17 protein-coding genes are annotated in these 20,572 nt (G+C 73.7%); 5 read left to right on the top strand and 12 right to left on the bottom strand.

What is annotated here, in order from left to right; all coding sequences use genetic code 11:
* Nucleotides 1–62: 62 nt before the first annotated feature.
* The 8 genes from AC5WAM_RS05955 to AC5WAM_RS05920 all read right to left on the bottom strand — a co-directional run bounded on the left by AC5WAM_RS05955 (nucleotide 63) and on the right by AC5WAM_RS05920 (nucleotide 11,761).
* On the bottom strand, nucleotides 63–2,840 hold the full coding sequence (locus AC5WAM_RS05955) for an alpha/beta hydrolase (protein WP_495521850.1): 2,778 nt from the start codon (nucleotides 2,838–2,840) through the stop codon (nucleotides 63–65).
* A 195-nt stretch (nucleotides 2,841–3,035) separates the two neighbouring features.
* Nucleotides 3,036–4,289, bottom strand: a complete 1,254-nt coding sequence (locus AC5WAM_RS05950) for an MFS transporter (RefSeq protein WP_495521849.1) — start codon at nucleotides 4,287–4,289, stop codon at nucleotides 3,036–3,038.
* 5 nt (nucleotides 4,290–4,294) lie between these two features.
* Entirely contained in the window at nucleotides 4,295–4,861 is a 567-nt protein-coding gene (locus AC5WAM_RS05945; RefSeq protein WP_495521848.1) for a GNAT family N-acetyltransferase, read from the bottom strand.
* The gene (locus AC5WAM_RS05940; protein WP_495521847.1) at nucleotides 4,862–6,079 is read right to left on the bottom strand and encodes a type III PLP-dependent enzyme; all 1,218 of its coding nucleotides are present in this window, start codon (nucleotides 6,077–6,079) and stop codon (nucleotides 4,862–4,864) included.
* A gap of 19 nt (nucleotides 6,080–6,098) precedes the next feature.
* The gene (locus tag AC5WAM_RS05935) at nucleotides 6,099–7,430 is read right to left on the bottom strand and encodes a DUF6271 family protein (protein WP_495521846.1); all 1,332 of its coding nucleotides are present in this window, start codon (nucleotides 7,428–7,430) and stop codon (nucleotides 6,099–6,101) included.
* A 14-nt stretch (nucleotides 7,431–7,444) separates the two neighbouring features.
* Entirely contained in the window at nucleotides 7,445–8,476 is a 1,032-nt protein-coding gene (locus AC5WAM_RS05930) for a phytanoyl-CoA dioxygenase family protein (RefSeq protein WP_495521845.1), read from the bottom strand.
* Between the two features lie 498 nt (nucleotides 8,477–8,974).
* Complete coding sequence (locus tag AC5WAM_RS05925; protein ID WP_366789396.1) at nucleotides 8,975–10,483, bottom strand: glycoside hydrolase family 3 protein; 1,509 nt, start codon at nucleotides 10,481–10,483, stop codon at nucleotides 8,975–8,977.
* A gap of 261 nt (nucleotides 10,484–10,744) precedes the next feature.
* Nucleotides 10,745–11,761, bottom strand: a complete 1,017-nt coding sequence (locus AC5WAM_RS05920; RefSeq protein ID WP_495521844.1) for a peptidyl-alpha-hydroxyglycine alpha-amidating lyase family protein — start codon at nucleotides 11,759–11,761, stop codon at nucleotides 10,745–10,747.
* Nucleotides 11,762–11,884: 123 nt separating this feature from the next.
* Here AC5WAM_RS05920 and AC5WAM_RS05915 point away from each other — a divergent pair, with 123 nt between their 5' ends.
* From AC5WAM_RS05915 to AC5WAM_RS05900, 4 genes are read left to right on the top strand one after another with little or no spacing between them, the layout of a single operon-like run.
* Nucleotides 11,885–12,562 (top strand): ABC transporter permease, encoded by a 678-nt coding sequence (locus AC5WAM_RS05915; RefSeq protein WP_495521843.1) that lies wholly within the window; start codon nucleotides 11,885–11,887, stop codon nucleotides 12,560–12,562.
* Nucleotides 12,559–13,245, top strand: a complete 687-nt coding sequence (locus tag AC5WAM_RS05910; protein WP_366789399.1) for an ABC transporter permease — start codon at nucleotides 12,559–12,561, stop codon at nucleotides 13,243–13,245. Before AC5WAM_RS05915 ends, AC5WAM_RS05910 begins: the two co-directional genes overlap by 4 nt.
* Nucleotides 13,242–14,246, top strand: coding sequence for an ABC transporter substrate-binding protein (locus AC5WAM_RS05905; RefSeq protein ID WP_495521842.1), 1,005 nt, complete (start codon nucleotides 13,242–13,244; stop codon nucleotides 14,244–14,246). Before AC5WAM_RS05910 ends, AC5WAM_RS05905 begins: the two co-directional genes overlap by 4 nt.
* 33 nt (nucleotides 14,247–14,279) lie before the next feature.
* Nucleotides 14,280–14,921 (top strand): class I SAM-dependent DNA methyltransferase, encoded by a 642-nt coding sequence (locus AC5WAM_RS05900; RefSeq protein WP_366789400.1) that lies wholly within the window; start codon nucleotides 14,280–14,282, stop codon nucleotides 14,919–14,921.
* A 126-nt stretch (nucleotides 14,922–15,047) separates the two neighbouring features.
* Here AC5WAM_RS05900 and AC5WAM_RS05895 read toward each other — a convergent pair whose 3' ends face one another.
* Genes AC5WAM_RS05895 through AC5WAM_RS05880 form a run of 4 tightly spaced genes read right to left on the bottom strand, consistent with a single transcriptional unit; the run spans nucleotide 15,048 to nucleotide 19,117 of the window.
* On the bottom strand, nucleotides 15,048–16,211 hold the full coding sequence (locus AC5WAM_RS05895) for an ABC transporter ATP-binding protein (protein ID WP_495521841.1): 1,164 nt from the start codon (nucleotides 16,209–16,211) through the stop codon (nucleotides 15,048–15,050).
* 22 nt (nucleotides 16,212–16,233) lie between these two features.
* On the bottom strand, nucleotides 16,234–16,893 hold the full coding sequence (locus AC5WAM_RS05890) for a LutC/YkgG family protein (protein WP_495521840.1): 660 nt from the start codon (nucleotides 16,891–16,893) through the stop codon (nucleotides 16,234–16,236).
* Complete coding sequence (locus tag AC5WAM_RS05885) at nucleotides 16,890–18,365, bottom strand: lactate utilization protein B (RefSeq protein WP_366789403.1); 1,476 nt, start codon at nucleotides 18,363–18,365, stop codon at nucleotides 16,890–16,892. The genes AC5WAM_RS05890 and AC5WAM_RS05885 overlap by 4 nt, the downstream gene beginning before the upstream one ends.
* Nucleotides 18,362–19,117, bottom strand: a complete 756-nt coding sequence (locus AC5WAM_RS05880) for a (Fe-S)-binding protein (protein WP_495521839.1) — start codon at nucleotides 19,115–19,117, stop codon at nucleotides 18,362–18,364. The genes AC5WAM_RS05885 and AC5WAM_RS05880 overlap by 4 nt, the downstream gene beginning before the upstream one ends.
* Before the next feature lie 127 nt (nucleotides 19,118–19,244).
* Here AC5WAM_RS05880 and AC5WAM_RS05875 point away from each other — a divergent pair, with 127 nt between their 5' ends.
* Nucleotides 19,245–20,546, top strand: coding sequence for an alpha/beta fold hydrolase (locus AC5WAM_RS05875; protein ID WP_366789405.1), 1,302 nt, complete (start codon nucleotides 19,245–19,247; stop codon nucleotides 20,544–20,546).
* The last annotated feature ends 26 nt before the right edge of the window (nucleotides 20,547–20,572 follow it).

Raw genomic sequence — 20,572 nt, 5'->3', positions numbered from 1 at the left:
CGACGGAGCGGGCGGCCCCCCCACCGGGGAGCCGCCCGCCCTGACCGTCGCGGTGCGTGTGCCTAGCCGGCGTCACGCACCCGGCCGGTGAACACCGGACCCCGGTGCTCGTCCCAGTTCTCGTCGTACGTGTAGAGCCGCAGCCGCACCGACTCCTGGCCCTCGCGGACCCGGTCCTTCACGGTGGGGACGCTCAGGTCGGCGCTGCGCTTGCCCGCCTTGACCAGGACCGACAGATACGGCTCCCGCGTCGCCTTGGACAGCGGGCGGGCCGGGTTCGGCTTGGCGTCGAACTGCCGCTTCAGCCAGGCCTTGTCGACGTCCTTGGTGGACAGCTCCTTGCCGCCGCTGACGCGCTCGACGCGGAACGCGACGTACGTCTCGACGTCGGCGGCCTCGGACAGCTGGACGCGCCACTTCAGCGGCTTGCCCTCGGTGACCTTGGCCGCGACCGGCTTCACGCTGACCTTGGGCATCGGGTCGTCCTCACGGACGAAGACCCCGCCGTGGTGGGAGCCGACGACCGCGCCGCTGACCGCCTTGGCGAGGACGGGGTGCGTGCTCGAACCGCCGTAGCGCTTGTTGCCCTTGACCTTGAAGGGCACGCCGATGGAGGTGTCGCCGGGGCGTACGGTGACCGTCTTGGTGGCGAACTCGTCCGTGCCCGTCTTCGGGACGAACAGCCGCACCTTGCCGGTGCCGTCACCGGTCACGCGGACCGGGGCGCGGTACGTACGGACGCCGGAGTCGCCCTCGTCGACCTGGAGCCGTCCGACGTCGACGCGCGCGAGCTTCGAGGGGCGCGCCTCGGCGGTGCCGGGGCGCCAGCCCCAGGCGTCCATCAGCCACGCCTGCCCGGAGGCGGTGCGCGAGGTCAGCTCCAGGGACTGGATCTTCTTCAGGTCGAGTCCGGCGCGCCCGGCGGCCGCGAGCGGAACCCGCAGCTCCTGGCCCCAGTACGAGGCCATGTACGCGCTGCCCGGCAGCCCGTCGGCGCGGACCTGGCCGAGCTTCGCCCGGTGGCCCGAGGCGTCGACGGCCGTCACGTCCAGCTTGGTGCCCTTGGTGTTCGGCGGCACGATCACCCGCAGGGCGAGCGCATCGGAGCCTTCCAGGGAGACCGGGCGGGCGTTCTTGAGGGACATCGTGGAGCCCGTGCGGGACCAGCCCATGGCGAGGGCGTACCGACCGGGGTCGGGGGACACCTCGAAGCTCGCGAAGTGCGGGGACTGGCCCTTGGTGCCGCGCTTGAAGCAGGTGTTGGCCCCGCTGGACGCGGTCTGGTCGCACAGCTTGCCGCCGGTCACCGCGAGCGAGCGGCCCGGGACGACGGCGGGCGTGCGCTGTCCGCCGACGGCGTGGGTGAGCACACGGGCCGGGTTCGCCGAGGGCGCGCCCTTGCCGGAGCCGTCGAGGAGCGGACGCACCTCGTCGTCACCGTCGACGAAGAGCCGGGCGGCGGCCGCGATGTAGGTGGAGCCCGCCTTCTGCTGCTGCTTGGCCTTCAGCCGGGGGCCGTGGCCCGGCGAGCACACCGGGTCGGGGCGCGGCCCGGAGGAGAAGTCGTCGTCGGCGGGCGCCTGCGCCTGGCCCGGCGTCCACTCCGTGTTGAAGAAGTTGTGGTTGGCGCCGACCACGTACACCGAGCTGTGCAGCGCGGAACCGTTGCCCACGCCCCGGGTGTTGTCCAGGTAGAGCTGACCCTGGAGGTCGGAGACGTCGCCGTCGCAGCCCGGCAGGACCGTCATCGAGGGCACGTCCGGGTCCGGGTTGTGCCCGAAGATCGTGGGGCCGATGAGGACCGTGCCGCGGATCTGCCAGCGCGCCTTCTGGGGATAGCCGTCCTCGTCGGCGGGCGGCTGGTAACGGCTGTCGAAGGCCGCGCGGTTGACGCCCTCGCCGCCGCGCGAGTGCCCCACGAGCAGGACGCGGGACAGGTCGACCGGCGCGGTCCCGCGGACGGCGTCGGGCGCCTTCGTCGGGTCGGCGGCCCAGTCGGCGAAGCGGCCCAGGTGCTGGCGCACCAGGGACGAGCGGGCCTGCGCGCCGCCGTCGGGGGCGCGGTCGTCCTGGCCGTTGATGCCGTTGGCGGAGATCGAGACCGTCACATAGCCCTGGGAGGCCAGGAGCTTCTGGTCGTGCAGATAGCCCTGGTAGCTGGGGATCGGCTTCCAGCCGGCCTTGCAGGGCCAGCCGCCGTCGGTGTCCTGGCTCTTGTAGCAGGTGCCGTGGCGGCCGTGCAGGAACAGGGCCAGGGGCCGCTTGCCCGGCGCGTCGACGGGGCCCACCACCGTGGCCCGCATCTCCACCTTCTCGGGGAAGTCCGGCAGCTTGACCGACTTCAGGTCGTACTCGCCCTTCACGGTGCGGTACTTGCCCGGCTTGCCGGGGTCGACCTCGCCCGCGGGCAGCGGGGCCGGGGCGGGCGCCGGGGCGCTGTGCGGCGCGGCCTGCTCGGGCTTGTCGAGACGACGGCCGCCCGCGAGCGCCTGGAGGTCGCCCAGGGCGTCCTTCGCGCCGACGCCGTCGTCGTCGAGCTTCAGCCGGAACGTCCGCTGGTCGTCGGTGGCCGTGGGGCGGCCGAGCAGCCGGTCGCCCGCGTAGAACTCGACACGGGCGTTCCCCATGGGCACCGGCTTCGGCGCGCGCCACACCAGATGCTGGTCGGCGCCGTCGCCGGTGAGCTCCCAGCCCGGCGGGAGCCGGTCCCCGGATCGGTCCGCCTGGCCGGGCGATATGAGGTCGTCGGAGCGCTGCGCACGCGGCTGGTCCGGCGACGCGTGCGCGAGCTCCGGCAAGCCCACCGCCAGTGCGAGTGCCGTGACTGCGGCAGTCGCCAAGCGCGGGACACGGATCAAGACAGTCCTCCTAGTCACTTGCTCCCCCGAGAGCCCTCATGTCACAGGGCTCCTCCGGACCTGGAGAGGGCTGCGGAGGCCGTCGGGTTGCTTCGTCAGTGCCGCGATTCGCTCGGCAATTCCCTCAACGGGGAGTGAATTGCGGGTAGATATCGGTCAGAGAGTGGACAAAGATGGTCAAGTTGTGGAACCCGTCGGCTCATCCAGCAGCCTCGGCTCGTCCGCGGGCGCCGACTCGCCTCCGGGCGCCGACTCGGCCGCCGCCCCGTCCGCCGCCGACGCCGCCGGAGTCCAGTCGATCCGCAGCGCGCAGCACGACACGAGCAGGGCCGAGGCCGCGACCGCCGCCATGCCCCAGACCAGGCTGCTGCCGCTGGCGACGAAGCCGATGACCGGGGGACCGGCGAGCAGCCCCGTCGTGCCCATCGCGGCGACCAGGGCGAGGGCCCGCGCGCCCTGCCGGGCGGCGGCGACGTACACGCACGGGGTGACGGCCGCGAGCCCCAGTCCCATGCAGGCGAAGCCGAGCAGGGCCGGGACGACGCCGCCCAGGAGCAGGGCGGCGGCGAGTCCGGCGGCGGCGAGGACGCTGCCCGCGCGCACGACGCGGCCGTCGCCCCAGCGGGTGCGCCAGCCGTCGGCGAAGAGGCGCGCGAGCACCATCATCACGGACACCACGGCGATGCCGAGCGGCGCCACCCGCGACGAGGCGTCGGCGACGTCCTTGAGGTAGAGCGCCGACCAATCGTTCATCGCGCCTTCCGCGACGGTGCCGAAGACCATGGCGAACCCCAGCCAGAGCGTGAGGGCGGCGGGCAGGGCGAAGCCGCGGCGCCGCTTCTCCGCGGGCGCGGCGGCGGGCTGATCGTCCGTCAGGAGCGCCGGGTCGGCGTACATCGCGAGCAGGATGACGAGGAGCGCGGCCACCCCGAAGTGCGCGGCCACGGACGACGTCAGCGCGCTCATGCCGGACGCGAGCAGGGCCGCGCCGAGCGAACCGGCGCTGAACGTGGCGTGCAGCTTGGCCATGGCGGTGCGCCGGTAGCGGGATTCGAGCGCGGCGCCCTGCGCGTTCATGGCGACGTTGAGACAGCCCACGCCCACGCCGTCGGCGCACATGATCAGCAGGGCCACCGGATAGTTCGGCGCCACGGCGAGCGCGAGCAGGAGCAGGCCGAGGAAGACGGCGGAGACGAACGCCAGGCGCCGCGACCCCCACCGCCGGGTGAGCACGGCGACCAGCGGGAAGGAGGCCGCGGCGCCGACCCCGCAGGCCATCAGGAGCAGGCCGAGTTCGGCCTCGCTCAGTTCGAGCCGGGACTTGAGCGCGGGCAGCCGCGCGGCCCACGTGGCGTACTGGAAGCCGAGGGCGCAGAACAGCGCCGCGATGGCGATCTGTGTCCGGCGAAAACCATCGCGAACACGCAACATGTGCATCAGCCTCTTTGTCTTTCCGATGGGGCCTGGGGAGCGGTGACCGGCAGCGCCGTCGACATGTAGAGGGCGCCGTCGCCGTAGCTGTCCGGGAGCGGGACCTCCGGGTGGGCGGCGAAGCCCCGCGCCGACCAGAAGGTGTCGCTGCCGCCGACGGCGACCAGGGAGATCCGCTCGTGCCCCCGCGAGCGCGCGGTCGCGCAGAGATGGCGCAGCAGCCGTCGCGCGAGCCCCCGGCCGCGGAACGCCTCGGCGACGACCAGGTCGTGCAGGTGGAGATTGCCGGAGGGGAACGCGGTGTCCTCCCCGTGGGAGAGGTCGGGACACTGGAACAGCGGGTAGGGCAGGGCCAGTACGTAGCCCACCGCGATCCGCCCCCCGTCCAGGACGAAGCAGGTGTCGGGCGAGGCCCGCGCCCGCGACTCCAGGGCGGCCCGGCCCTCGCTGAGGCCGAGGCGGGTGTACGCCTCGGCCTCCAGGGCCGCGACGGCGTCCCAGTCGCCCCGGGCGAGGGGGCGGATCCGGATGCCGGGGGGTGCCCCGGCCGCCACAGCGGTGCCGTCGGTCATCTAGCGCGTCCCTCCCGGAGCGGCGCCCGCCAGGGCGTCGCGCTCGCCGCGGATCCAGGTGTGCGGCAGCGGCCGGAACCCGTTGAAGCCCTGCGTGGTGTAACTGGTGGCGTACGCGCCGGTGGAGAGCACCCAGACGGGGTCGCCCGACGCGGCCCGGCGCGGCACCTGGACCAGCCCGCGCTCGTGGCCGTACGCGTCGTCGCTGTCGCAGGTGGGTCCCGCGATCACGGCGGGCACGCGGTCCGCGCCCCGGTGCGTGGGGAAGACGAGGGCGTACTGGAGCGCGTCCATCTCGTACAGGCCGTTGAACTTGCCGCAGCTGAGATACAGCCAGTGCCGGCGTTCCCCCGTGGCCTGCTGCCGGGTGGAGAGCCGGGACACGTGGGCCCGCACCGCGCCGTGGTCGGCGACCAGATGGCGGCCCGGCTCGATGACGAAGTCCAGGGGCGTGGGCGACACGGCCCGCAGCCGCCGCATGCCCTCCCGGATCACGGCGAAGATCTTGTCGAGGGGCGGTCGGAGGGGCGTGCCGTGCCGGTCGCGGTAGCCGAGCGCGGGCAGGCCGCCGCCCAGGTTGACGTGGTCCAGGTGGATGCCCCGCGGCCGCAGGGCCGCGATCACGCCGGCCATGCGCTCCAGGGCGTCGCGCCAGGCCCCGGCCGTCATCTGCTGGGAGCCGACGTGCACGGACAGGCCCGCCGGGGTCAGGCCCGTCTCCCGCGCCGTCTCCAGGACGCGCAGCGCGTCGGCGGGCGAGCAGCCGAACTTGTGGCTCAGGCCCCACAGCGCGCCCCCGCCGTCGGTGGCCAGGCGGCAGAAGACGCGGGCGCCGGGGGCGAGCGCCGCTATCGCGAGGACGTCCTCCACGCTGTCGGTGGCGAAGTCCCTGATGCCCAGGCGGTGGGCCTCGGCGATGTTCCGGTCGGACTTGACGGTGTTGCCGTAGTGGACCCGCTCGGCGGGCACGCCGGTCGCGAGGGCCTGCGCGATCTCGTGCGGGCTGGCCGCGTCGAAGCCCGCGCCGCGCCGGGCCAGGCCGGTGAGGACCTCGTCCAGCGGGCAGGCCTTCATCGCGAACCGGACGGCCACGCCCGGGAGTGCGCGCAGCAGCGCGTCGTACCGCTCCTCGATGCCCGGCAGGTCGAAGACGAGCCGGTCCTCGGTCGCGGCCTCCAGGGCGGCGCGCAGCCGTGGGGTGACGTACGTGGCGTTCATGTGGATGCTCAGTCCCTCGCTAGCGGTCCAGCTCGGGGGCGTGCCCGTCGAGGCGGGGGACGCCCGTCGACGCGCTCGCCCGCACCAGGGCGGCCCAGTTCTCGATGAGCAGGGCGAAGTCCTCCATGTCCTGGCGCGCCTCGTCGATCAGCCGCGCGCGGCGCGGGGGCAGCGTGGCGGCGAACTCGGCGTACCGGCCGCCGAGCCCGCGGTACGCGTGCTCGATGACGTCGAGGCGGGCCTCGTTCTCGGCCGGGTCCAGAAGGGTGCTGGCCCGCACGAGTTCGGCGACGCGCCGGGCCCGGACGCCGTGGCGGCGGTCGAGGAGCGCGGCCCCTTCCCGGGCAAGGCCCGCGTAGACGTGGTGGAGGTGGAGCATGGACAGGAAGAACTTCGTGAACCGCGTCTGGTACGCGGCGAAGCCGCGGTCGGTGCGCCGCTCGCCGGTGTGGAAGTTCACGATGTTGCGGTTGTGCAGGACGCCGGGCAGCGTGCCGTTGTACACGACGTGCAGGAGGAAGTAGTCGCTGCCGATGGTGTTGGTGGCGGGCGGCAGCGGCACGCGCTCGTGCACCTGGTGGAAGCTGACGTTGCACATGTCGACGCGCATGGGGTCGACGAGGGCGAGGACCGCGTGGTCCTCGGTGAACGGCGCGGTGCCCGCGCCCGTGAAGGACTCCTCGACGAGAGCGCGCTTGTCGTCCTGGGACCAGTCGGCGGGGGCCCAGAGACTGACGACGTCGTGGTAGGCGTCGGGGTCGAGGTCGCGGATCTCGCTGATGTCGACGGACAGTTCGCCGATGAAGGAGCTGCCCACGAGGACCACCGGCTTGTCCGCGTGCGCCGGGCCGAGGGTCGTCTCCGTGACGCCGGAGACGGCGTCCCCCGCGCGCTTGCCGAGCGAGGTGAGTTCCTGGTGGATGGGGAACACGGTCGTGCCGTCGCGCACTTGGTAGCGGCTGTCGGAGTCCCTGCGGTGCACCGACGTGCAGCCCAGGGCGCTCGCGATCAGGAAGGCCCGGTTGGTGCAGGCCCCGTAGGACGGTTCGGCGGGCAGCATGAGGTCGAGCAGCAGCTCGGGCTTCGGCAGGCCGGAGCGCTGGATCACCTGCCGCAGGAAGACGCGCTGGGCGGCCTCGCCGAGGTGGTGGACGACGACGCGCGGGGTGCCGATGGCGGCGCGCGCGGCCCGGGCGTGCTCCGCGAAGGCGGTCGGTTCGGCGGAGTCGAGGATCAGCAGGTGCACCTCGACGTCGAAGTGCGCGACGGCGTGGGCGGCCTCTTGGCCGAGCGCCGTCACCATGGGCACGCAGGCCCGGTCGGTGGGCAGGGCGAGGCAGATCTTGCGCATGTCGGCTCCCCGCCTCACCGGTCGGCGTCGGCGGAGTGCCAGGGCGTGAGCCCCAGGAGCCTCTCGCCCAGGCCGGTGAGGGTGGCGGTGCCGTAGCGCTCGGCCTCGGGCAGCCGGGCGTCGCCGAGCAGGGTCGTGTTCCAGTCCGGGGTGCTCAGGTGCCGCCAGGACTCGACCCGGGACGTGCGCAGGGCGTGGTGTTCCTCCAGGGCGGGCATCATCGACAGGTACTGCACCGCCCGGACCCCGTCGGCGGAGGTGTTGGGCGCCACGCCGTGGGCCAGCATGCCGTTCCAGATCAGCAGGTCGCCCGCCTTGAGCTCGGGCCGGACCACGGGGAACCGGGCGGGGTCGGCGTTCGGCCGCACCGGGTCGCGGTCCGCGGGCTGGTCGAGCCGCCAGCGGTCGAAGTGGCGGAACAGCTCGGGCGAGCACTGGAAGCCGCCGAGCTCGGCCTCGGTGTCGTGGAGCGCGATGATGCCCTGGACGCGCTGCGGCAGCACGCTCAGCGTGGAGTCGACGTCCCAGTGCAGCTCGATGTCGAAGCCCTCGTCCGTGGGCGCGATCAGCGAGCGGGAGCGGTTCTTGACGTTGGGCGGATTGAGGTTCAGCCGGTCGAGGGTGACCCAGAGCTCCTCGCAGTCCCACACGTCGACGAACGCGTCGTAGACGCGCCGGGTCTGGCGGCTGTCCCAGAGCAGCTGGTGGTGGTAGGCCTCGACGAAGCCGTAGACGTACAGGTCCCGGTCGAGGTCGGTGCGGAACTCCCGCTCCTCGTACCAGGTCTCGGGCCGGTCCGGGTCGAGGCCCTGGAACTCCCAGGTGAAGTCGAGGAGCCGGCGCGCCGCCCGGGCGGATATCGCCTCCTCGACCACGACGTAGCCGTACGTCTGCCAGAAGGCGTACTCCTCCTCGGTCAGGACGCGCAGCGGGCGGGACTTGCGGATGTCCTTCAGGGGCGTCTGCGCGAGGTAGGTCTCGCCGTCGGCGCTGAAGTACGGGGTCGGGGACGCGGCTCGGTGCAGAGGGGCGGCGGGTGCGGGCATGCACGTACTCCTGGCGTGGTGAGGGGTGTCGAGCGGGCAGGAGCGACCGCGGCTTCGTGGTTCCGGGCGTGGGGGAGCCTCGGGCGGAGGCGGACGGAAGCGGTGGAAGCGCTGTCGCCGACGCGGCCGGGGGAACAGCGGTGTTCCCCCGGCCGGAAGGTGAGGGCCGGGCGCGGCGCGCCCCGGCGGGTCGGTTCGAGCGACGGTGGTGGCGAGTGCGGGACGGCGGCCCGACGGGGCCGCAAAGGACTAGACCAGCTCTTGGGTGCTCCAAAGATGGACTAGGCCATCGGTGGAGTCAAGCCCCGTCCTGACGAGCTGTGTTGGTGTGTCCGGCTGCTCACCTGACGCCCGCATTGGCGGCGTCTGTACTGGTCAGCGGCGTGCGGGAGAGGTCCCGCACGCCGCTGTCGAACTGCGCGGGCGCCGCTGCGCGGACGCCGTTGAGTGGGTCGTATCGCCAGGGGTGAGTACGCCGTCGAAGCGGCGGAACTACGCTCACGCGGCTCCGGCGAGCACCTCCGCGACGGCGATCCCGGACACGCGCGTGGCGCCGTACGTGGTCAGGTGGACGGCGCCGACCCGGTCGCCCGCGGGCACGCCCATCTCGACGACGAGGGCGTCGGGGCGGCTGTTCACCAGGCCCGTGAGCGCCTTCGACATCCAGGGGTGGCGGGCCGCGTCCCGGACCACCACGACCAGCTCGCGGCCGCTGGCGGGGGCGAGGGCGACGCGGTCGAGGAGTTCGGCGTCGCGGGTGAGTTCGGCCTCGCCGACGCGCACGGACGTGGTGCCGGGGCGCAGCGCGCGCAGCGGCTCGGCGACGCCCCAGGGGGTCGCGCCGTCGACGGCGAGGCTCATCGTCGGGGACAGCTCGACGACGTGCGGATCGGCGGTCAGGGGGAGCTTGGCGCCGGATTCGCCGTGCACGCGCACCGCCCGCCGCGCGGCGACCAGGCCGATGTCGGAGGCGTCCGCCGCCGGGGCGGCCTGTCGGCCCAGACCGGCCGACCAGGCGGCGAACTCCCCGACCCGGCCCGCCGCCTCGGCCAGGCGCTCCTCGGGCAGCGTGCCGTCGAGCACCGCCCGCACCAGGGCGTCGCGCAGCTCGTCGGCGGTGGACTGCTCGGCGCTCTCGCCGCCGACGCACACCGCGTCCACGCCCGCGGTGACCGCGCGGACGGTGGCACCGGCGATGCCGTAGGGCCCGGACACGGCGCTCATCTCGATGCCGTCGGTGACGACGAGGCCGGTGAAGCCCAACTGGCCGCGGAGCACGTCACCGAGGATCGCGGGGCTGAGCGTCGCGGGCAGCTCCGCGTCGTACGCGGGCACGAGCATGTGCGCGGTCATGACGGCGCGTACGCCCGACTCCATCGCGGCGGTGAACGGCGGGAGCGCGGTGCGGGCGATCTCCTCGGCGTCGGCGGTGAACCGCGGCAGGCCGTGGTGGGAGTCGACGGCTGTGTCGCCGTGGCCGGGGAAGTGCTTGGCGCAGGCGGCGACCCCGGCGGACTGCAGGCCCCGGATCCAGGCGGCGGTGTGGCGCGAGACGACGTCGGTGCGGGCGCCGAAGGAGCGCACGCCGATGACGGGGTTCATCGGGTTGGAATTGACGTCGGCGCTCGGCGCGAAGTCGAGGGACACGCCGATCTCGCGGAGCTGGCGGCCGATGTCCCGCGCGACGCGCTCGGTGAGGTCGGGGTCGTCGATGGCGCCGAGGGCGAGGTTGCCGGGCCAGGAGGCGCCGGTACGCGCGGCGATGCGGGTGACGTCGCCCGCCTCCTCGTCGATGGCCACGATCAGATCGGGGTTCTCGGCGCGCAGCTCGGCGGTGAGCGCGGCGACCTGCTCCGGGCTCTCGATGTTGCGCCCGAACAGCACCACGGAGGCGAGCCCGTCGGCGATCCTGCGCCGCACCCAGTCCGGCGCGGTCGTGCCCACGAACCCCGGCTGGAGGACGGAGTTGGCAAGGCGGGTGAGGTGCGGGTGGCTGGTGCTTGCCATGGGAGACCTCCACAGGGGCGCGCGACGGGCAGTGCGGTCGGAATCGGTTGACCGCGGCGAAGCGGGCGACCGTGCCGGATGTTGGCCTATACCAATCCGGGGTGTCAAGGAGTCCCGTTGCGGCGGTACAGCCTTAAATGTCCTGGGTGCAGGGCGAGTTCGTGCCACCTGGCGTGGTTCACCCCGTCGGGCGGGGATTCGCAAAGGCGTACGCGGGGGACCGGGCACGGGCCCCGGCGGCCCGCGCCGCCCCGCGCGCCCTCACCCCCGGGCGCGCCGCCACTTGCGCAGGCTCACCAGCTCGCGCGGCGGCGTGAGCCCGCTGCCCACCTCGACGTAGGACACCTCCGCCACGTACACGCTGCCCTCGGAGTCCACGGCCACGCTGTGCGGCCAGTTGAACTGCTCCGGGGCCTCCCCGGGCAGGTCGGCGCCGAACGAGGTGACGCGGCGGCCGTCCCGGTCGTACACCCGCACCTTGTGGCCGAGCCCGGGCACGCCGTACTGGACCGGCGGCGGCCCCTGCTCGGCGACGTACACATGGGTGTCCGCGCCTTTGCCCGCGCAGACGGCGACCGCCTTGTGGGCGTGCCAGGAGGCGCGGAAATCGCCGTCCAGGGAGAACACCTGCACGCGGTGGTTCTCGCGGTCGCACACGATCACCGCGTCGTCGCCGAGCAGGGCGATGTTGTGCGGGAGGCTGAACTGCCCGTCGTCGCTTCCGGGCGCGCCCCAGGACAGCAGATGGCGGCCGCGCGCGTCGAAGCGGTGCACGCGGGAGTTGCCGTACCCGTCCGTCACGAAGACGTCGCCCGTCAGCGGGGAAATCGCCACGTCGGTAGGGCGGTTGAAGGGCTCGCCGCTCTGGAAGCCGCTCGGGCTTCCGGTGCCGAGCACGAGCAGGGTGTTTCCCGCGCGGTCCGTCTTGGTGATCTTGTTGCCGATGTCGTCGACGAGCCAGAGGTGGTCCTCGTGGTCGACGGTGACGGCGTGCGGATGCAGGAAGCGGCAGCCCTTCCAGCGCGGGGTCAGCGCACCGTACGGGTTCTCGATCAGCTCCGTGCCGGTGAACGGCGTGTCGTTGCCCCACATGTCGACGACGTCGCCCTCCCGGTCGAGGACCAGGACCGGCATGTTGCCGCGGTTGAAGACGTAGACCCGGTCGTCCGAGTCGACGGCGACGGACGTGGCTTCCTGGAGCCAGATCCCGTGCGGGATCCTGGCCCAATAGGGCACCGGTTCGTAGACGGTCTCGCTGGTCGCGGGTCCGACAGTCAACAGTCCTCCCTGGACGCACCGGCCCGGAAGCATAGGGCCCACGGCCGCCCTGCCGACAGGGGGCGGCCCCCGTACGGTCCAGCAAGACGCGCCGCGGCGCGCCGCCGCCGGTGGAATGGACGGGTGACGCCCCCGGACGACTGCCTGGCCCGCAACGAGTGGATCTGCGGCGAGTATCTGAGCACCCGCCGCCGGATCCTCCTCGACGCCGTCCTCCAGCACCTGGAGCTGACCGCCGTCTCCGTCCTCATCGGGCTCGCCGTCGCGCTGCCCCTGGCCGTGCTCGCCCGCCGCTGGGGCCTCGCCGCCGGACCCGTCCTCGCTGTCACCACCGTGCTGTACACGATCCCGTCGCTCGCGATGTTCTCGCTGCTGCTGCCCGTGTACGGCCTGTCCGCCTCGCTCGTCGTGGCCGGGCTCGTCCTGTACTCGCTGACGCTCCTTGTCCGGAACATCCTCGCCGGGCTCCGCGCCGTGCCCGAGGACACCCGGCAGGCCGCCCGCGGCATGGGCTACGGACCGATCCGGCTGCTGCTGACCGTGGAGCTGCCGCTCGCGCTGCCCGCCGCCATGGCGGGCCTGCGCATCGCCACCGTCTCCGCCGTCTCGCTCGTCACCGTCGGCGCCATCGTCGGCTTCGGGGGCCTCGGCAACCTGATCTACGCGGGCATGAACACCTACTTCAAGGCGCAGGTCCTCACCGCCTCGGTCCTGTGCGTGGTCATCGCCGTCGCCGCCGACGTGGCGCTGCTCGGCGTCCAGCGCCTGCTCACCCCCTGGACGAGGGCGGGGCGCGCGTGAAGACCCTCGGCGACGCCTGGGACTGGCTCAGCACCTCCGCGCACTGGACGGGCGACGGCGGCATCTGGCACCGCCTCGTCCAGCACCTGGTCCTGACGGTGGTGTGCCTGCTGATCAGCTGTCTCATCGCGCTGCCCGTCGCGCTCGTGCTCGGCCACCTCGGCAGGGGCGGGGCGCTCGCCGTCAACATCTCCAACGTCGGCCGGGCCGTGCCGACCTTCGCGGTCCTCGTCCTGCTGCTGCTCACCCCGGTCGGCAAGTGGGGCGAGGGGCCCACCGTGGTCGCGCTCGTGCTGTTCGCCGTGCCGCCGCTGCTCACCAACGCGTACGTCGGGATGCGCGAGGTCGACCGGGGCGTCGTCCAGGCCGCGCGCGGCATGGGCATGACGGGGTGGCAGATGCTGTGGCGGGTCGAGGCACCGCTCGCGCTCCCGCTGATCATGAGCGGGGTGCGCATCGCCGCCGTGCAGCTCGTCGCCACGGCCACCATCGCGGCGCTCGCGGGCGGCGGCGGGCTCGGCCGGATCATCACCGCGGGCTTCAACCTCGCCAGCACTCCGCAGGTCGTGGCGGGCGCGGTCCTCGTGGCCGTCTTCGCCCTGGCCGTCGAGGCGTGCTTCGAGGCGGCGGAGCGGCTCGCGCCCGGCCGGTCCCGCCCGGCGCGCGGAAGGAGAGTCCCATGACACGGCGCGTCCGCTCCGCCCGAGGCCCCCGCCGCGGGCGGCCCGCCGCGACCTCATGGCGCACCCGCCTGCTGGGCGGCGTGCTCCTCGCGGCCGCCGTCCTCGCCTCCGGCTGCGACTCGGGCCCGGCCCTGGAGGACCGGGGCGAGGCCGGCCTGCCGCCGGGCGACAGCAAGCACCTGGTCGTCGGCTCCGCGGGCTTCACCGAGAGCGATCTGCTCGCGCACATGTACGCGCAGCTCCTGAAGAAGGCCGGATACGGCACCGAGTTCCTGTCCGTCGCCAACCGCGAGCTGTACGAACCCGCCCTGGAGTCCGGCCAGATCGACGTCGTGCCCGAGTACGCGGCGACCTTCGCGGACTGGCTGAACGCCAAGGTCAACGGCGCGGACGCCGAGCCCGTCGGCTCACCCGACCTCGACACCACCATGAAGGCCCTGCGCGCCCTCGCGGCCCCGCGCGGCCTGACCGTCCTCGACCCCGGCAGGGCCGTCGACCAGAACGCCTTCGCGGTCGCGGCCGCCTACGCCCGCGAGCACCGCCTCAAGACCCTCACCGATCTGGGGGCATCGGGTCTCAAGGTGCGCCTCGCCGCGGGCGACGAGTGCGTCCGGCGCCCGTACTGCGAACCCGGCCTGAAGAAGGTGTACGGCATCGACGTCACCGCCGTCGACCCCAAGGGCGTCGGCACCACCCAGGCCAAGAAGGCGGTGCAGAGCGGCCAGGACCAGATGGTGCTCACCACGTCCACCGACGCCACCCTCGACGAGTTCGGCCTCGTCCTGCTCGCCGACGACAAGCACCTCCAGAACGCCGACTACGTCGTCCCCGTCGTCAACCGCTCCCGCGCGGGCAGCGAGGGCGTCGCCCGCGCCCTGGGCCGCCTCAACACCGTCCTGACCACGGACGACCTGGCCGACATGAACCGCCAGGTCGACAGCTGGCGCAGACTGCCCGAGGACGTCGCGAAGAAGTACCTCAAGGACAAGGGCCTGCTGTAGGGCCGCGACACCGCACCTGCCATGCTGGCCCGCATGTCTGATCACGGGGACCACGCAGCAGTCCGGCGCAGCTACGACACGGTCGCCGAGGAGTACGCGACCAGGCTGGACGACGAACTCGACGCCAAGCCGCTCGACCGGGCGCTCCTGGCCTGTCTCGTGGAGCGGACGGAGCCCGGCGCCCCGATCGCCGACCTCGGCTGCGGCCCCGGCCACGTGGCATCCCACCTCGTCGGCCTCGGCGCCCGTGCCGTCGGCATCGACCTGTCCCCGGGGATGGTCGCCGAGGCCCGCCGGCGCCACCCCGGCGTGGAGTTCCGCGAGGGCGACCTGCTGTCGCTGCCCGCCGGGAACGGCGAGTTCGGCTCGGCCGCCGCCCTCTACACGGTCATCCACCTGACCCCGGACGAACTCCTGCCCGCCTTCGTGGAGGCTCACCGGGTGCTGCGCCCCTCCGGCCTCCTGCTGGTGTCCTTCCACATCGGCACGGAGGTCCGCCACCTGGACGAGTGGTGGGGCCACGACGTGAACCTGGACTTCCGCTTCCTTGCGACCGACGACGTGACCGCGCTCCTGGAGCAGGCGGGCTTCACCATCGACATGCGCATGGAACGCGCCCCGGTCCCCGACGAAGCACAGACACACAGGGCATACATACTGGCCCGCCGCGCCTGAAGACCGCCCTGACGGGGGACCGCCCCCAAAGGGGCGCGGGGAACTGCGCGAGCAACCACACACGGCCCGCAGCCGAAATGCGGCCGCACCCACACCGGCCCCGCCCGAGCACCGCACAGCGCAGCGTCACGCGTCGGCGACCGAGTCGAACTCCACCTCGTCCCTGCCCACCCCCTGGGCATCGGCGTCCACCGACCGCCGCAGCGCCTCGTGCAGCTTCGCCGGGGTGAGGACCCCCACGAAGCGGGCGCCGTCCACCACGGCGACCCACCCGGCGTCGTGCTGGAGCATCACCCCGAAGGCCTGCTTCAGGGAGGCCCCCACGGGCAGCCAGGCGTTCATGCGGTGGGCCAGGTCGCCGACCGCGGCGCCGTCCCCGGCGAGCGCGACCTCGTCGACGCCGACCCAGCCGTGCAGATCGCCTGAGGCGTTCAGGACCATCGCCCAGCGCGCGCCGTCGGCCCGCAGCCGGGCCGCGGCCTGCGCCGCCGGCTCCTCCAGGCGGGCGACCGGCGGCTGCTCCAGGTCGTCCGCCTCGATCACGGTCACCGAGAGCCGCTTGAGGCCCCGGTCGGCGCCCACGAACTCGGCGACGTACGGGGTGGCGGGCGTGCCGAGCACCGCGCCCGGCGTGTCGAACTGCTCGATGCGGCCCTGCCCGTACACGGCGACCCGGTCGCCGAGCCGCACCGCCTCCTCGATGTCGTGCGTGACCATCAGGACGGTCTTGCGCACGGTGCGCTGGAGGCTCAGGAACTCGTTCTGCAGGCGTTCGCGCACCACCGGGTCCACGGCGCCGAACGGCTCGTCCATCAGGAGCACCGGCGGATCGGCGGCCAGCGCGCGGGCCACGCCGACGCGCTGGCGCTGCCCGCCCGAGAGCTGCTCCGGGTAGCGCGACCCGTACGTCTTCGGGTCGAGGCCCACCAGGTCGAGGAGTTCGGCGGCGCGGGCCCGCGCCCTGGCCCGTTTCCAGCCGACGAGCGCGGGCACGGTCGCCGTGTTGTCGAGGACCGTGCGGTGCGGGAAGAGGCCGACCTGCTGGATGACGTAGCCGATGCGGCGGCGCAGCCGCACGGGGTCGACGCCCGCGATGTCCGCGCCGTCCACGAAGATGCGTCCCGACGTCGGCTCGATCAGCCGGTTCACCATCATCATCGTGGTCGTCTTGCCGCAGCCGGACGGGCCGACGAGCGTGACCAGCTCGCCCTCGGCGACCTCGAAGGAGAGGTCGTCCACGGCCGTCGTGCCGTCCGGGTAGCGCTTGGTCACCTGCTCGAACCGGATCATCCCCTCACGCTAGCCGCGCCGGTCACGCCCCGCTCACCAGCACCACCTCAAGGGTGCGCGGCCCGTGCACGCCCTCGACCCGGTCCAGCTCGATGTCGCTGGTCGCGGAGGGGCCGGAGATCCAGGTGAGCGGGCGGCGCGGATCGAGCCGTTCGAGGGCGAGCGGCACCGACGCGACGACCTGTTCGGGAACGCGGACGACGCAGACGTGGTGGTCGGGGACCAGCGTGATCCGGCGGCGGCCCTGGTCGGGGGAGCCGTCGAGGACGATCGTGCCGGTCTCGGCGACGGCGACCGCGCAGCCCGTCACGACGCTGTCGACGCGGTCAAGCTCCTGCGGCGTGTGCGCCGCCCGGTCGTGGACGCGGACGGGGCCGGCGGCCGTCAGCCACCCCGGCGGCAGGCCGGGCGGGACGAGCACCGTCCGCGCGCCCCGCGCGGCGAGCAGCCGCGCGAGGAGCTCCGGGAGGCCGTCCGCGTCGACGCGGTGCACGACCGCCCGGTAGTCGGCGAGGTTCTCGGCGAGCAGGTCGACGGTGGCGGCCCCGGTGCGCGTCCCGTGCTCGCGCGGATAGTCACGCGGCACGGCCGCGTCGTAGACGGCGTGCGGGTCGTGGGCGTCGTCCGGCGCCGGGCCGAGGGCGCGCCTGATCCGGCCGAGGACCACGTCCCTGCCGCTCACGTCCCGCTCCCTTCGCCGTGCGTACGCCGCCACCAGTCGCGGAACGGCTCGGCGGGCACCGGCGGCAGGTCCCGCGTGGCGCTCCACGCCCGGCCGGGCCCCGGCAGCGTCCGGGGGTGCGCGGCCCGGGTGCGCGAGGCCAGGCGCTGGCCCGCGCGCAGGGCGCCGGGGTGGCGGAAGACCCACCGCGCGGCCCGCATCGCCGCCCGCTCCGCCGCGTGCCCCTTGGCGGGCCGCAGCCGCACCCGCACCCCGCGGCGGGTCACCTCGCCGCCCTCGACGACCCGCTCCCGCAGGTGCACCAGGACCTCGGGGATGTCGATGGCCACCGGGCACACCTCGTAGCAGGCGCCGCACAGCGACGACGCGTACGGCAGCGACGCGTCGACCTCGCTCGCCGTGCCCCGCAGCTGCGGGCTGAGGATCGCGCCGATCGGCCCCGGGTACACCGAGCCGTAGGCGTGCCCGCCCGCACGCTCGTACACCGGGCACACGTTGAGGCAGGCCGAACAGCGGATGCAGCGCAGCGCCTGGCGGCCGACCTCGTCGGCGAGGGCGTCGGTGCGGCCGTTGTCGAGCAGGACCAGGTGGAAGGCCCGGGGGCCGTCGGAGTCCGTGGTGCCCGTCCACGTCGACGTGTACGGGTTCATGCGCTCGGCCGTCGAGGAGCGCGGCAGGGTCTGCAGGAACACCTCCAGGTCCCGCCACGTCGGCACGACCTTCTCGATGCCGACGACGGAGATCAGGGTCTCCGGGAGCGTCAGGCACATGCGGCCGTTGCCCTCGGACTCGACGACGACCAGCGTGCCGGTCTCGGCGACCATGAAGTTGGCGCCGGAGACGGCGACCTTGGCGCGCAGGAACTTCTCCCGCAGGTGCAGCCGCGCCGCCTCGGCGAGCTCGGCGGGCGCGTCGCTGAGCCCGTCCGGGGCGGGGCGGCCCCAACGCCCCATCTCCGCGCGGAAGATGTCGCGGATCTCGCCGCGGTTGCGGTGGATGGCGGGCACCAGGATGTGCGAGGGGCGGTCCCGGCCGAGCTGCACGATCAGCTCGGCCAGGTCGGTCTCGTAGGCACGGACGCCCGCCGCCTCCAGGGCTTCGTTGAGGCCGATCTCCTGGGTGGCCATCGACTTGACCTTGACGACCTCGCGCTCACCGGTCGCCACGACGAGCCGGGTCACGATGCGGTTGGCCTCGGCCGCGTCGGCGGCCCAGTGCACGGTGCCGCCCGCCGCCGTCACCGCCTCCTCCAGGCGCAGCAGATAGTGGTCGAGGTGGCGCAGCGTGTGGTCCTTGATGCGTTTGCCCGCCTCGCGCAGGTGCGCCCAGTCGTCGAGTTCGGCGACGGCGCGGGCCCGCTTGTCGCGGATGGTGCGGGTGGCGTGCCGCAGATTGGCGCGCAGCGTGGCGTCGCCGACGGCGGCGCGCGCCGCCTCGGGGAACGCGGGCATGCCCACGAAGGTGCCGCTCATGCCAGGGGCTCCTCTTCCGTGCTCGCCAGGATCTCGGCGATGTGGACGGGCCGCATGCCGGTCCGCAGCCGGGACATCGTGCCGCCGATGTGCATCAGACAGGAGTTGTCCGCCGCGCACAGCACCCCGGCGCCGGTCGACTCCGCGTTGCGCACCTTGTCGGCGCCCATCGCGGCCGACACGTCGGGGTTCTTCACGGCGAAGGTGCCGCCGAAGCCGCAGCACTCCTCGGCGCCCGGCAGCTCCACGAGGTCCAGCCCCCGCACCGCGCCGAGCAGCCTCGTCGGCCGGCCGCCGAGCCCGAGCGAGCGCAGGCCGTGACACGTCGGGTGGTACGTCACCGTGTGCGGGTAGTACGCGCCGACGTCCGTGACGCCCAGGACGTCCACCAGGAACTCGGTGAGCTCGAACGTCCGGGGCACCACCGGCGCCACGGCCGCCGCGAGCTGTCCGCCGCGGCCCTCGGTCCTGGCCCGCTCGCCGAGGCGCGGATACAGCTCGCGCACCATCGCCCCGCACGAGCCGGACGGCGTCACGATCGCCTCGTACCCCGCGAAGACATCGGAGAAGTGCCGGGCGAGCGGCTCCGCCTGGTGGCGGTAGCCGGTGTTGTAGTGCGCCTGTCCGCAGCAGGTCTGGGCCTCCGGGAAGTCCACCTCGACGCCCAGCCTGGTCAGGAGTTTCACGGTGGCGCGGCCGGTGCGCGGATAGAGCGTGTCGTTGACACACGTCAGGAAGAGTGCGACACGCATGGTGCGTTCCTCCTCGTCGATCATCGGATGGCCCGAGCGTACTGGCGCGGACGGCGGCGCACGAGCCCCGGTGGGCGGTGTGCTCCACTAGGACGGTTCCGCTTCCGCGCACTGCTGAGGAGATGCCTTGAGCCCCACCTACCGTCAGCCCGGAGTCGTGCTCACCGACCGCCGGTTCAGCGTCCCGCTCGACCACGCGGACCCGGCGGGGGAGCGGATAGAGCTGTTCGCGCGGGAGTGCGTGGCGGCGGCGCGGCAGGGCGCGGAGCTGCCCTGGCTGGTGTACCTCCAGGGCGGCCCCGGCTTCGGGTCCGACCGCTTCGTCGGCAAGCAGGCCTGGCTCGGCCGCGCCCTGCGCGACCACCGCGTGCTGCTGCTCGACCAGCGCGGCACCGCCGCGTCGACGCCCGCCAACCGCCAGACCCTGCCGCTGCGCGGCGGCCCCCGCGAACAGGCCGACTACCTGGGCCACTTCCGCGCCGACGCGATCGTGCGCGACTGCGAGGCGATCCGGCACGAGGTCACCGGCGGCGCCCCCTGGACGGTCCTCGGCCAGAGCTTCGGCGGCTTCTGCGCCACGCACTACCTCTGCGCCGCCCCCGAGGGCCTGGCGGCCGCGCTGATCACCGGAGGGCTCCCGACGCTCGACGGACACGCGGACGACGTGTACCGCGCCGCGTATCCGCGGATGGAGCGCAAGTCCCTCGCCCACTACGCGCGTTACCCGCAGGACGTCGAGCGGGCCCGGCGCGTCGCCGAGTACGCCGCCGAGCACGAGCCGGTCCTGAACGGCGGCTACCGCTTCACCGTCGAGGCCTTCCAGGCGCTTGGCATCCTCCTCGGCACCGGCGACGGCAGCCACCGCCTGCACTACCTCCTGGAGGACGCCTTCGTGCGCACCCCCGGCGGGCACGCGCTGTCGGACGCCTTCCAGGAGAAGGCCCAGGCGCTCCTGTCGTACGCGGGACACCCGCTGTACGCCCTGCTGCACGAGGCCTGTTACGCCCAAGGCGGGCGGCCCACCGCGTGGTCGGCCGAGCGGGTGCGCGGCGAGTTCCCCGCGTTCGACGCGGGCAAGAGCCTCGCGGGCGGCGAACCGGTCCTGTTCACCGGGGAGGCCGTGCAGCGCTGGATGTTCGACTGCGACCCGGCGCTGCGCCCGCTGCGCGAGACCGCGGACCTGCTCGCCGAACGCGCCGACTGGGCCCCGCTGTACGACGCCGAGCGCCTGGCCGCGAACGAGGTGCCGGTCGCCGCGGCCGTCTACCACGACGACCTGTACGTCGACACCGCCGACGCGCTGCGCACCGCCCGCACGATCGGGGGCCTGCGCACCTGGGTCACCGACGAGTACGAGCACGACGGCCTGCGCGCGAGCGGCGACCGGGTCCTCGGCCGGCTCCTCGACCTGGTGCGGGGCGAGATCTGACACCGACTGAGCGGGCACGACGAAGT

The sequence above is a fragment of the Streptomyces sp. JLYT201 genome, assembly GCF_059448825.1.
The sequence above is the reverse complement of the archived record's forward strand: the minus strand, read 5'-3'. Positions and strand labels throughout refer to the sequence as shown.